Annotated in this window: 8 protein-coding genes; all 8 read left to right on the forward strand. The window is 33.0% G+C overall.

Features of this window, described 5'->3' with window-relative positions; genetic code table 11:
* Positions 1–31: 31 nt before the first annotated feature.
* The 8 genes from fliS to EVJ46_07280 all read left to right on the forward strand — a co-directional run bounded on the left by fliS (position 32) and on the right by EVJ46_07280 (position 14,351).
* Positions 32–499: a flagellar export chaperone FliS gene (gene fliS / locus EVJ46_07245; GenBank protein RZD15985.1), complete on the forward strand. Its 468-nt coding sequence runs from the start codon at positions 32–34 to the stop codon at positions 497–499.
* 182 nt (positions 500–681) lie between these two features.
* Positions 682–2,613, forward strand: coding sequence for a hypothetical protein (locus EVJ46_07250; protein RZD15986.1), 1,932 nt, complete (start codon positions 682–684; stop codon positions 2,611–2,613).
* A gap of 230 nt (positions 2,614–2,843) precedes the next feature.
* Positions 2,844–4,955, forward strand: coding sequence for a hypothetical protein (locus EVJ46_07255; protein RZD15987.1), 2,112 nt, complete (start codon positions 2,844–2,846; stop codon positions 4,953–4,955).
* Positions 4,956–5,007: 52 nt separating this feature from the next.
* Complete coding sequence (locus tag EVJ46_07260) at positions 5,008–7,164, forward strand: hypothetical protein (protein ID RZD15988.1); 2,157 nt, start codon at positions 5,008–5,010, stop codon at positions 7,162–7,164.
* Positions 7,165–7,372: 208 nt separating this feature from the next.
* Positions 7,373–8,374 (forward strand): hypothetical protein, encoded by a 1,002-nt coding sequence (locus EVJ46_07265; GenBank protein ID RZD15989.1) that lies wholly within the window; start codon positions 7,373–7,375, stop codon positions 8,372–8,374.
* A gap of 112 nt (positions 8,375–8,486) precedes the next feature.
* Positions 8,487–9,086 (forward strand): adenylyl-sulfate kinase, encoded by a 600-nt coding sequence (cysC, locus tag EVJ46_07270; GenBank protein RZD15990.1) that lies wholly within the window; start codon positions 8,487–8,489, stop codon positions 9,084–9,086.
* 151 nt (positions 9,087–9,237) lie between these two features.
* Positions 9,238–9,855: a hypothetical protein gene (locus tag EVJ46_07275; GenBank protein ID RZD15991.1), complete on the forward strand. Its 618-nt coding sequence runs from the start codon at positions 9,238–9,240 to the stop codon at positions 9,853–9,855.
* Between the two features lie 89 nt (positions 9,856–9,944).
* Complete coding sequence (locus EVJ46_07280) at positions 9,945–14,351, forward strand: glycosyltransferase (GenBank protein ID RZD15992.1); 4,407 nt, start codon at positions 9,945–9,947, stop codon at positions 14,349–14,351.
* Positions 14,352–14,464 lie beyond the last annotated feature (113 nt).

Consider the following 14,464-nt stretch of genomic DNA (forward strand, 5'->3'; position numbering starts at 1 on the left):
AATGTATTTTTAAAATGGAGCAAAAAAGATTATGCTTAACACTGGTGCGTATCAATATCAAAATGTCGCAGCTTCTACAATAGATAACGGAACTGTTATTCTTATGGCATATGAAGGAGCCATTACTTTTATTCAACAGGCAAAAGAAAAACTTGCTCAGAATGATTATGCTGGAAAATCTATTGCTATATCCAATGCCGTTGCTTTAATAAATGAGTTGAATTTAAATCTTAATATGGAAAAAGGCGGAGAAACCGCAAAAAATCTTAGCAAGCTTTATGTTTTTTTATCATATCATCTCACTACCGCAAATCTTAAGAAAGATTCTCATAAACTTGATGAATCTTTAGTGGTTTTAGAAAATCTTGTAAACGGCTGGAAAATAATTTTAGAGAAAGAAAAACAGCGTGCGGCGGCGTCAGCTAATGCTATACCCGAAAGTTCGGTTGCTAACGATACGGTAAACGCAGCAGTATCATCGGTGTCAAGCCGCATATAATACCTTAATCCGCAATAGAAAAGGTTTATGCATTATATAAGGAAAAGGTGTCAGATTTCATTTTTTTCAAAAAAATTAATCTGACACCTTTTCCAATATGATTGCAGTTGCATCATAGATAAACAAAATGAATTAGATAAAAATTATATATATCATACATAACTTAATTATATTGTAAATGAATGGGTAATAGCGCTGTATTTGTTTTTCAGATGAGAAGAATCGGCGATTTTTTTCAGTCGATTCCTTTAATAGACGGTCTGTATGCGAAGACAGGTATAAAAAAAATTAATGAAACAGCAAAAAATAAAGAAGAATCGAGAAATAAAGAAGAATTAAGAGAGAAAGAGAAATCAGAAAAAGAAGAAGAAATAGAAAAGAAAGTAAAAATCGATATATTTGCCGATATTAATATTACGGCTATAAAAGATTTTTTAATCGACGATGTTAAGCTTGTAACATTTAAAGATTTGTTTCCGGCGGAGGACGAAGATTATATCCGCCGGAATGATTCAGATTTTTTTAATTTATTTGATAATATAAGATACTGCGTTCTCCCTCTATTTAGTCGGTACGGTCTGGCTGCAAATCTCAATTATGATATCCTAAGCGGTCTTTTATTGGATTTTTTCGATAATGCAAATAAAAAAGGCTTTATATGTATTAATAAATCCCTTAAAACTTCTGAAGCGCTTTTGCGCCACGGAGCGGCTAATTATTTTTATAATTCTGTCAAAAACAGAAAACTCAATAAGCTCAATATAATTGATATATTTTCTCTTATAGGTCTGAATAAGCCTGCTGAATTAAAAATAAATTATGATATTTTAAAATTAAAATTTAACACCGAAAACAAAAATAAAAAAAATAAAAACAATAGAAGCAAGTTTAGAATCTGCATATCAACAGGCGCTTCGTCAGAAAAAAGATTATGGAGCACAAAAAATTATTCAAGACTTGCAGAACTGCTGCTGAAACATTTTAACTGCGAAATAACGTTTATAGGCACCAAGGAAGATGTTCCCGCTGCTGCGGCAATTAAAGATTTGCTGTTTTCTCGGTTATCTGACCCCGATAATATAAATATTACCGACAATACAGGTAATTTGTACAATAAAGAGAATATTGAAAGGAAAATAATAGATATAACCGGAAAAACCTCATTAAGCGAGCTTATTTATATAATTAAAGATTTTGACCTTATAATCTCGACAGACACTGGCACGCTTCATATAGCCCAGATTTTACAAGTGCCGGCAGTTTCTATTTTTATCGGCAACGCAAATTTTTACGAAACTGGTCCTCATTTAAATAAATCTTATGCGATATGCTCTAAGGCAGCTTGTTATCCGTGCTTGGAGCATGACCTGTGCAGATATAATTTTTCATGCAAAAATGATATAAAGCCCGAGGATGTATTTTCGCTGGCTGTTATGACGCTGAGAAAAAGCGGTTCTGCAAGAAAAGAGCTTATCTCTAATATCAAGAAAGGTAATTCTGAGGTTTTTTTCTGCGCCAATGCAGGTTCTATCCATTACTATCCTTTAGTAAAAAAATATATAAATAAAAATGAATTGGCATCTGAAATTTTAAAATACTGCTGGATTTATATTCTTTCAGGGTGCGGTGTTGAGCCTGACATTGACAATATTTTGAAAAATTGTAAAAAATATTATAAAATAAGCACGGCATTAATAGAAGAATTACAGTCGGATATTTCTTTTGTTATAACCGTTTTTGAAAACGGAAAACTTTCTTTCGCAAGGCTAGTCGGCGGCGGACTGGCAAATAGTTCGGATAGTCAGGAAAACAGTTCTTACGCTAAGTATTTTGACAGGTTTAAGAAAGCAGTAAAAGAAATAGGACGTAATTATGGATATTTAAAACTTGTTACGGATTATTTTATCGATGAGATAGATTTCTATAAAAATTCCGGCTCTAGTTCAGATTCAAACCCATATTCCGGTTCAGGTTCAAGCATAGATGAAAACCTATATGCAGATTCTGATGCCGGTTCAGACTTTATAGAAAAAACTTTTAACGATATAGTTTTGCTTTTAGACACGGCGGTAGATATTTTAACTCAGCTTGCCGCTATTGACCGAATAGCTTGATGCAGTCTAAATATTAACTTAGTACTATCTGATACTGCCTGATATATCTGATATTGGTCAGTATTATTTGGTACAACTTTGTATTGCTTAATATACCTGATATTAATCGTTATAGTCTGATATTGCTTGATATAACCGAGATTACCTGATATTATTCGGTATTGTATTGCTGCAAAAATTAAGTTAGCGCAATTTGCATAGTATAGGAATAAGTACTGATATATAATAATATGAGTTTAATAGATATGGATGCTAACAATTGTTTTGAAAAGAATGCTGAAATTTTAAAGAAAATCAATCCCGTTTTATTAGAAAAGATTTTAGCTTTTCGTAAAACTTCAGGCATAAATTTAGAACAAAACACAAAACTAACATTTGAACTTCTGCCCGCGAGAACAGGTATGCCGCATGAATGCTGCGGCGGCTCGACTTTTAAAATTAACGGCATAACCGTACATTCAGTGTATGATCCGGTTGCGGAAGGGAAAAAATGGGCAGCGTCCGTAATTGAAAAGTACGCTAAAAAGCACGAAAAGCCGGAAAATATTATTATATTCGGACTCGGTTTCGGCTATCATATAAAAGAGCTTATAAAGCTGCTTGAAAACAGATACGGAGAGATAAATCCGCTTAAAATTTCCGTACTTGAACCGTCCATAGAGTCTCTTAATTTTATATTGAGCAGCTGCGACTTTTCAGAATTGCTGTATAATAAAATATTGCTTTCCGTGCCTGAAAAGGATATTGTATTCGGCGAAACTGACCGGCAATTATTTGAACTTATTTCATATAAAAATATTTTTAAAAACGAATATACCCGCATACATAAGATATTTAACATAAATCAGTTTTTCAGCCCTTCTTCTTTCAGAGTTCTTATAGCCCAGCCTATGTACGGCGGTTCTTCTACAATAGGAAATTATATATACAGGGCTTTTCTGAATTGCGGATATAACGCCGATATTATGGATTTTTCCAGATTTTACGATGGGTATAAGTATCTGAACGAATTTACCCAGAACGAAGACCATATTAATTCATTAAGGCAGATGCTTTCAAATCTTATGTCCGAAGCTCTGCTTTCGGCAGTGATGAACAATCCGCCCGATATGGTACTTTTTATGGCACAGTCGCCTGCGACTGAGAGGGTTATTTTAAGACTTAGGAGTATGGGAATAATCACGGCATACTGGTTTGTAGAAGATTTCAGAACGCTCACCTACTGGAGCGGCATAGCCAAACATGTCGATTATTTTTTCACAATCCAGAAGGATGATTTTTTTAAAGAATTGGAGAATATGGGTCTGCACAATTTTTACTATATACCTCTTGCCTGTCTTCCGTCATTTCATGATAGAATCGCCAAAAATAGCAATAATGATGCAGATATTAAAGGTGCCGATAAAAACTATAATAAAAATAATACTGCTAATAATAATTACGATAGTGTTAGTTATAATAATAATGATGATGATACTATTATAGATAATAATGATGTCAGCAATAAGCGTAATAACAGCAATGATGCAAATGATGCAGATAATAACGTCAATAAATATGACGATGATGAAAAAAAATACGGCAGCGATGTGAGTTTTGCAGGCGCAGGCTATTTTAACAGGAAAAACGTATTTGCAAAACTTACCGATTTTAATTTTAAAATATGGGGCAATGACTGGATAGCCGATATGCCTTTGAGCCTTTTAATACAGGACGGCGGAAAACGTTTTACCGAAGAAGAAGCCGTAAAGATATATAATTATTCAAAGATAAATATCAATCTTCATTCATCAATGTGGCACTGGGATATAAATCCCGACGGAGATTTTTTAAATCCGCGCGTTTACGAGATACTTGGCTGCGGCGGATTTCAGCTCGTTGACAGGCGCAGATATTTAAAAGGTATTTTTGAAGACGGCAAAGACTTAGTAGTATTTGATAGCGTGGAAGATTTAAGAAAAAAAATACGCTATTATTTAGATAACGAAGCTGAACGGTCGGCTATCGCCGAACACGGCTACAATACCGTCAGAAAACATCATACTTACGAACGGCGTGTTTCCGAAATAATGAATATAATACTCTTAAATTCTTATGATGCTATAAAAAATAAATTAGTATCAAGACGCGAAAATATATTAAAACTTCTTAAGGAAACGGAAAAAGAACCTGAGCTGCACAGTCTGATTGAGATATTCAGAGACAAGGGCTCAGTTTCTATAGCCGAGCTGGTTGATTATATCAGGAGAGGCAAGGGCAGGCTGTCAAAAACAGAGTCTATGATTCTTATGCTGTGGTCGCTGAAAGCCCGCGCCGCAAAATTAGATAAAGACCATGATTAAAATAAAACACAATGACTGTAAAAAATGACGGCAAAACAGGATTAAAAGTTTTATGAAAATGAAAAGGATTATAATATTAAATCTCACCAGAATGGGCGATATTATACAGTCAACCGCCTTATTTAAAAAAATAAAGTTTTTTTACCCCGAAAGTATTGTCACCCTTATTATTTCGGCTGAATTTTATGAAATAACGCCTTTTCTGTCCTATATAGACGATATAAGGCAGGTGAAGTTAAAAGGATTAACCGAAATGCTGAAATCTGCAAATTTTGAATTTAATTCTGCTATATATGAAGCCGTTAATGCTATGATTTCGGATGAAATTAAAAATATAAAATACGACATAGCTATAAATCTTTCGCATGACGAATTCAGCGTCTATTTTCTTTATATGCTGAATTCTAAAAGAAATATCGGTATTTCCATAACCCGCGAAGGAAATATAGTTTCTAACGATAAAATGATAGCATACTTGTTTTCTGCTGTCAGAAATAGAAAGGCAAGCGTTTTAAATCTTGTAGATATTTATGCAAGATGCCTTGACGGACTGCCTGAAAACAGAAATAAATATTATAAGGCAGACAGAAATGAAATAGCATTATCTTTTAAGAATGAAACTATTGCAGAATTCAAAAATAATTTACAAGAATACGGCATAAGACCTGAAGCAGGAGATGTAATAGTATCTTTTGCTATAGGCGCTTCGATGAAGTCAAAGAAATGGCATATGGATTATTTTGCTGCGCTTGCCGGTATGCTTTTAAATTACAACGCAAAAATAAAAATAGCGCTGCTGGGCGCCCCTTATGATATAGAAAACGGACTCTATATAGAAAAAAAAATTGCCGAAACGGAAACCGGCGAAGAATTTTTAGCAGCCCGAAGACTCATAAATCTTACTGGCAAAACATCTATCGCAGGTTTAGCTTATACCGTCGGAGCGAGCAAACTCCTTATTACCCACGATACAGGAACAATGCATATAGGTGTCGGTTTAAAAATAGACCTTGTGGTTATTTATACCGGACACGTCGGATTTATGGAAACCGGACCTTACGCCGAAAATATGGCGCTTGTCACGCCGGATATCGGCTGCTTTCCATGCGATTTTCATATTAAATGCATGAATCCTGTATGTAAAAATCTTATTAAACCTGAATATATTTTTGATATTGCAAAAACTAAATTAGAAAAGAGTCTTAATAAATTGAATGTTTCTAATGTTCCAGATGTTCCAGATGTTCAAGATGTTCAAGAAGTTTCAGAAATTTTAGAAGTTTCGGCAGATTTTTCAGATACATCAGGAATACATGATGTTTCAGACGTTGTTGATGCTAAAGACTATTTTTCAAAATACAAAAAAAGCGGTATAATACCGTACATTTCAAGATTTGATGCGAACGGATTTATCGACTTTTTGCCTGCATCCGGAGGCAGACTTACGCTTAAAGCTCTAAAACTGAGAATTTTAAAACTTTCGCTTGAATATTTTTATATACAAGATTTTAAACTTAATTCAGACAGGAAAGACAAAACTGAAGACAGCGGTGATGAAAATAATAACAACGGTAATAAAAAAAGTAACAATACCAACAATACTAACAACAACGATAACAATAATAACAATAGCAACAATAACAACAATAATAGCGGTTATGATAATAATAACGGCAGTAATAAAAAAAATAATAATAACAACGATAATAATAATGGCGTTTATGGCAAGAATAGCGGCGGCATACACCATGAAATAGACCTTTTTATTGATTGTTTCAGCGAATTCACAGACATATATGATTCTTACGGTGCTGAAGGCGGCGTTGACGATGAATTTAGCGTCATTGATGATATGCTCTGTTTATGTGTGGAAGGCATGAATGAAGCAAAGAATTTGGTGAATATAGCATTAAACGACCCTCTTAACTTGGAAAAAATAGATAAAGTCATGACCGTTATGAAATCTATAGATTATAATCTGCAGCATATTTCATCGCCTTATGATGAACTATGCCTTATAAACTATATTCATGTTATAAATTTAAACAGTACCGTCAGTTATGATATATTCGGTATGGCTGTGGATTCGTTAAAAAATTATAGCGGTTATAAACACCAGCTGATTATATTCAAGAAAATATGGTCGCTCTTTTTTGATAAACTTTTAATAAAATATGGAACCAGCAGAACTGGCAAAAAAGAGGAATAAATTTAAAGTTTTTAGATTAAATCTATAATTAAATAAATAATAATTAAATAATAATTAAATCTTCTGTAATTTATTTATAGCAAATATTAAGAAGATGTGCAGAGATATAATAAGATATAACAAATATAAATAAGATATACGCAAATATAATAAGATATAATAAGTTAAATAAAACATGGCAGATAGGTTTATTACAAGATTCTGAATTATGAATAATGAACGCAACGGAACAGAAAAACGCATTATAGCAGTAGTCGGAGTGCCGAGAAGCGGAACGAGCGCTATCACTAAGGGACTTGATGCGCTCGGCATATATATAGGGAAAGCTCGTTATAGTCCGCCGGATATCGGAAATGAAAAAGGTTTCTTTGAGGATGCCGATATTAATTCGCTTAATTACGGATTGTTAAAAATATTAACAGGCAAACCGGATAATGCAATTTTAATAAATTTGAAAAACATACCGGATCAAGCTATAAGTATCTTTAAAAGTGCTGCTAAAGATATTCTTAAAGAACGATTAGGCAATACGGATATTTTTGGTTTTAAAGACCCGTTTATTGCTAAACTGCTGCCAATATGGCAGGAAATCTTCAACGAACTTAAATTGAATGTTTCGTATGTTGTTGCCTGCAGAAATCCGAAAAGCTCCGCCCTTTCTATGGTTAAGCGGGGAAATATGGATATTATCATTGCGTATTATATATGGCTGAGCGGTATGGTTTCTGTTTTAGACTGTATTTTAAACCCTATGTTTATGTCTAGTTCTGACGCTGTTTTCGTTGATTACGACGATATGCTTGAAAACCCTGAGGCGCAGCTTCTAAAAATTGCATTACGGCTAAAACTTGAAATAGACAATAAAAATAATCCTGCTCTCAAAGAATATACGGCGGATTTTTTAACAAATAGCATGAGGCATGCCGCTTTTACTATTGAAGATTTAAGAATTGACAAGAATATACCGCCGAAGGTTGCAGAATTTTATATTTTATTAAGAAAATTATGCTTAGAAGATTTTTCTATAACAGATTCGAATGTTGCCAGAGAATTTACAAAAATTAAAATATGGCTTAAAGAACTCAGCTCCACTATTTTTTTTATGCAGGCTTCTTATAATACCTTGCTTGCCATGAATGAAGTGCTTATTGACAAAGAAAATAAAATAGCGGAGCTTGGCAAAACTATTGACGCTCTCTCAGAAAAATAAAAAGAAAGATAAAAACAAAAAGAAAAATAATAAAGAAAAATAAAAACAAATATAAATATAAAAATTAAGAAAAATAAAAATAAAAATAAAAATGGAAATGGAAAAATAAAGAATGACTTCAAACGTTGTCTGGCAAAAACATATTATAAAGCGGGAAGATAGGGAAAAACTAAACGGACACAGAGGGTTTGTTTTATGGTTTACCGGACTCAGCGGAAGCGGAAAAAGCACTATCGCCGGTTTGCTGGAAGCAGAACTGCACAAAAAAAAATTTCATACATATCTTATGGACGGCGATAACATTAGACATAGGCTTAATACTGATTTAGGGTTTTCTGATTTTGACAGAAATGAAAACATCAGAAGAACTGCCGAAATAGCAAGGCTTTTTGCAGATGCAGGACTCATAACTATAGTGCCGTTTATTTCGCCTTTCAGGGACGGCAGACAATATGCAAAAGAAATTATCGGAGAAGATGATTTTGTAGAGGTTTTTATAGATGCTCCGCTTTGCGACTGTGCCGCAAGGGACGCTAAAGGCTGGTATAAAAAGGCGTTTGACGGTGAAATAGATAATTATACAGGGGTAGATTCGCCTTATGAAAAGCCGCTGTCTGCAGATTTACACATCAAGACGCCGAATATACGTTTTGAAGAAGCCGTGAGAAAAATTATTGATTATATTAAAAAAAATGAGTTGTTAAATTTATAATTTATATTATAATTGATATGTTCAATTTTAGTCAAATTAGTTAAAAAACTTTATTGATATTTATTTATAGTTATTATTTATTTAGTTATTGATATTTATTTATATTATAGTTATTAATTGATTTATATTTATTTATATTCGGAGGAGTCAAATGCAGCTTTTAGTCGATGATAATCAGGTACAGATATTACCTCAGTGGAAGACTATGAATGATATTTTATACGGCAGCATTAAAGATATTTTACCTGAAGGCAGACTGATTAAGAAAATAGACGTTAACGGAAACGATTACAGCGAACTTATGGCAGATTCGGAAAAATCAAAAGCCGTGATTATATCGAACGGCGATAATATAAAAATTACAACCATGAGCCATAAAGAAATGCTTGACGGGTCAATAAATTCTGTGATACTTTTTTTTAACGAATTTAAAAAAGGTATCGATAAAACAGCAGACAGCATAAGGTGGGGCAATTATTCCGGAGGATTTACCGATTTTGCCAGCTATCTCACAGGATTAAGTGTTTTTGTTCAGATAATGGATAAGATTGCTCAATTTGCAAAGCTTGATTATAGCAATATTACTTACAAAGGAAAATCTATACAATCTCATTTTAGCGATTTAGAAAAAGTGCTGTCGTCTATCATGTCAACGCAGAAAGATGCCGATTATACGCTGCTAACCGATATAATAGAATTTGAATTAAAACCGGATATTGATGTATGGCTAGGCATAATGGAAGAAATGAAGAAAAATATAAAACTTTAACGGTATTTTTATTTTATGATAGATATATATAAAACTAAAATAAAAATACAGAGCAATATTGTCACGTATTGCTGCATAAAAAAGTTTTAATGTCTATGAAACCCGTAAATATAGCAAATGAGAATGAAATAAACGAATTAATTCTTCATATAAACGAAAAATTAATTAACGAAGAGATTTTTGAGTTTTTTATCGTAAAAAATTATCTTCGTCTTCCATCATTGGAAGAAAAACTTTTCGCAAATAATTTTTTAATTTCAGCATTAGCCGAATACCATGATTATATAAAAATAATTGTAAGAAAATTGTTCGATTTAACTTCCATATCCGATAGTTTGAGCAGTTTAATATCAGATACGGATAAAGACAGCAAAAAAACTCTAAGCGCAGGTCCAAACTTAAATCTGTGTCCAAATTTAAATCAAAATATAGTTATAGATTTAGATATAAAAGCTCAATCGTTGGCGTTTGGCAACTTGAAAGATTTTCGTCTGCTTACAAAAATTCTGTCTCTTTTCCCAGATTCTTCCCTTAAAAAACTGACGATAAACGACATTAACTTTCAGCTTACTTATAAAAATCTTGAAGAATTATTTTTTGAATCTTTCAGGGTCATATCATGCGGGTCTTCGTTCTATATTAACTACAAAGAAGAAATTTTTTCGGAACGTTTGCTTAAGGGATATCTTGAATATGCCGGATTCATTGATGTGTATCCGGCGTCAGCCCCTGGCGAATATGAATACGGTAAAATTAAAATATCTGCAAAAAAGGAGTCTTTATCTGATTTATCAAAAAAACCTAAAAAAGTTTTATTAAATATAGAATCTGAAAAACCGGAAAATTTAATAAAATATTCTGTTTTTATAAGAGATTTGCACAATAAATATAACAACTGGGATTTATACTTAGTGTCTGATGAATGGAAATTTTATGATGAAAATATCTATTTAAAATATTGTTCGGATAAGCTGCCGCCCAACGAAAAATTTGATTACGGCGTTTATCTTGACGATTCTGAAAATAACTTTGCATCAGATGTAGATTATCCTTTGAAACCGCTAAACAGCAGAAAAGCAGATGTTTTTTTCTCTCGGGAAAATTTTGAAAATGTTAGTATGTTTCTGAAATCACACGGCATAAGACCGGATGACTTATTTTGTATTTTAGACACGGCTTTCATATGCAGTAATGATAGTAACGGCAGCGTTAGTAATAAAAGCAATGTTCACGATGAGGACAGCATCGCCGGTAACAATAATTATAATAGCGGCAGCGGTAAAAGCTGTGCTATCAGCTGGACAGACCGCGACATCAGCGGCAATTATGCCAAAGACGCATTAGAATTTTTTAATAGAATGCTTTCGGTTTATTTTCCGTATATATACAAAATTGGTTTTAAAATTCTATTTTTAGAAGATGATTTTAATATACTCTCATTGAAAGATAAAGCGCTGCTGATGCAGCTCGCTTCATATTATGCCGGCGGCGGATTCAATTATTTTCTTGCTGATTCTCTGAGCGTTTCTTCCAATAATATAAGTTTAGATAAAATCAATTATAAAATACCGCATAATAATGCAAAAGATGATAGCGTTGGTGATGCCGGTGATAATAATAATTACGATGTATCTATAATTATACCGGTCTATAATAATTTTAAATACACAAAACAGTGTGTTTTTTCAATATTCAGAAATCATCCGCTGGTAAATTTTGAGATAATTATCGTTGATAACGGCTCTACGGATGAAACCAGAGAATTTTTCAAAAGTTTTCAGGAGCTCGAAAATTTCAAAATTATATCCAATAAAGAAAATCTAGGTTTTGCAAAAGCTTCTAATCTTGGGGCGAGCTTATCAAAAGCGCCATATATACTTTTTTTAAATAACGACACGGTTGTTTCCAAAGGAGCAATAGACGAGCTGTATTGCTCTCTAACAGCAGAAGATGCAAAATCTTCCGGCGTAGCGGCTTCCGGTCCGCTGCTTTTATATCCTGACAGAAAAATTCAGTCTGCGGGAATAATGTTTGAACGCCGCCTCATTCCAAATGTTTTGTCAGGAGTCGATGTAACCGGATGTAAGAATTCAGATGCTAAGAATATAATATATCTGCGAAATTTTAACGCCCTTACGGCAGCATGTTTGTTAGTTAAAAAAGATATATTTTATGATGTCGGCGGTTTTGATGAGAATTATATTAACGGATACGAAGACGTAGATTTATGTCTTAAATTAAGGGAAGCAGGCAATAAGTTAATATTTAATCCTAAAAGTATAGTTTTTCATTTTGAAAAAAAAACGTATGGAAGAAACAAATATGATATCGATAACATTAACCGTTTTCACAGAAAATGGAAGCATAAATATAAAGCCGATGATTATATATTTGCAAAAATGGATAATTTGCTTTACATGGAACAATCAGAGAGCAATGACAGCACTTTGCCTAACAAAATTATCCCGCTTACAGTTATAAAGCTGACAGAAAATAAAATAGACGACCTTATTGCCGAGAAAAATTATAACGAAGCAATAAAACTTTCCGACCACTTATTGACTATAGATAAATATAATATTAAAAACCGTAAAAAAAACGAAGAGATAAAGCTTGAAATAATAAAAACAAAGAATAAAAAATCGGAATCAGAAAAACATATTAATCTGTTATTAGAAGAAAAAGAAAGAATGCTTTTTTCGTATCGTACGATTATCAATAACATTATTAAATCCAATAAGGACGTCAAAATATCGTTAGACCAGAATGAAATTTATAAGATATGGATTAAATATAATGAACCTTCTGAAATTGAACTTGAGCGGCAAACGACGTTTAAATTTAAATACAGTCCTAAAATAAGCGTTATTATGCCTGTCTATAACACTCCTGAAGAATATTTAAGGAAAGCAATAGAGTCTGTTATTAATCAGACTTATCAAAACTGGGAGCTGTGTATTGCAGATGACGCTTCTGCAAAGCCGTATATAAAAGAAATATTAAAATATTATCAGGAACAGGATAAAAACGGAAGAATAAAAATTGCGTACAGAACCGAAAACGGTCATATTTCAAAAGCATCCAACAGTGCTTTGTCTATAGCAACCGGAGATTATATCGCATTATTGGACCATGACGATGAGCTTGCAGAATTTGCGTTATTTGAAGTTGTTAAAGAAATAAACGAGCATCCCGATGCAAAATTGCTTTACAGCGATGAAGATAAACTGTATATTGACGGCAGCAGGTTTATGCCTTATTTTAAATCCGACTGGAATCCCGACCTTTTTTTATCTCAGAATTTTATAAGCCATTTAGGCATTTACAAAAAGTCTGTAATTGATGAAATAAATGGCTTTAGAGAAGGATATGAAGGTTCTCAAGATTACGATTTAGCACTTCGGTTTATTGAAAAAATTAAATATAACGAAATAAGGCATATTCCAAGGATTCTATACCACTGGAGAATGGTAGAAGGTTCAACGGCTATTACAACAAGCAGTAAATCTTATGCTATTATTGCGGCGAGAAAAGCCGTACAGGATCATTTAGATAGATTAAATATTAAAGCAAAAGTAGTTGAAGCGCCAATGATATTGGATTACAATCGTGTGATTTACGATATAGCAGGAAATCCTTTAATCAGTTTGATAATTATTACTCATAACGGCTTTCAATTAGTTAAAGACCTTATTGAAAGCATATTTGAAAAAACTTCATATAAAAATTTTGAGATTATATTAATTAACCGTGATAGCGATGAGTTACAAACATTGGAATATTTAAAATTATTAAAAGAGCATGAAAAAATTAAAGTTTTTGCTTACAATAAACCTTTTAATTATTCTAAAGTCGTTAATTTGGCGGTAAAATACGCAGGTGGCGAAGTTCTGGTTGTTTTAAATGATGATATGAAGATAATTAACGATGATTGGTTAAGAGAGCTTGCTTCTAATGCATTACGTTCTGAGGCTGGGGTTGTCGGAGCCAAACTTTTGTATCTCGACGATACAATTCAGCATGCCGGAGTAATAATCGGATCAGACAGAGAAAAAAACTCTATCGCAGTTCACTCTCATCAATTGATAAATAAAGATGCTTCCGGCTATTTCGGAAGAGCGCAGCTATTACAGAATTATTCGGCGGTTACCGGCGCCTGCATGGCTCTGAGAACGGATATATATGAAAAAGCAGGCGGAATGGATGAGAATTTAGCCGTAGCATATAATGATGTAGATTTTTGCCTGAAAGTTATGCAACTTGGGTACTATAATGTATATACGCCTTACGCGATGCTTTATCATTATGAAAGCAGAACCAGAGGCTACGAAGATACTGAAGAAAAACAGGTTAGATTTAAAAAAGAGAAAAATTATTTGAAAGCAAAATGGGGTAAATTGTTGGAGCATGATTTTGCATATAATATAAATCTGAGTTTTCCGGATAATTTATTTTCAATAAAACTACCTGGTGAATTACAAGGAATTTTAAACTGAAAAATATAATGATTTATTGCTATTGAATTATTATGAAGCTTCGTGAATCCGCTCTTGCTCATTACTATTGTAAAGGTGAGTGTTTGGAAATAGGTGGTTCGGCACATAATCCA

The organism is Candidatus Acididesulfobacter guangdongensis (genome assembly GCA_004195045.1).
Taxonomy (GTDB): domain Bacteria; phylum SZUA-79; class SZUA-79; order Acidulodesulfobacterales; family Acidulodesulfobacteraceae; genus Acididesulfobacter; species Acididesulfobacter guangdongensis.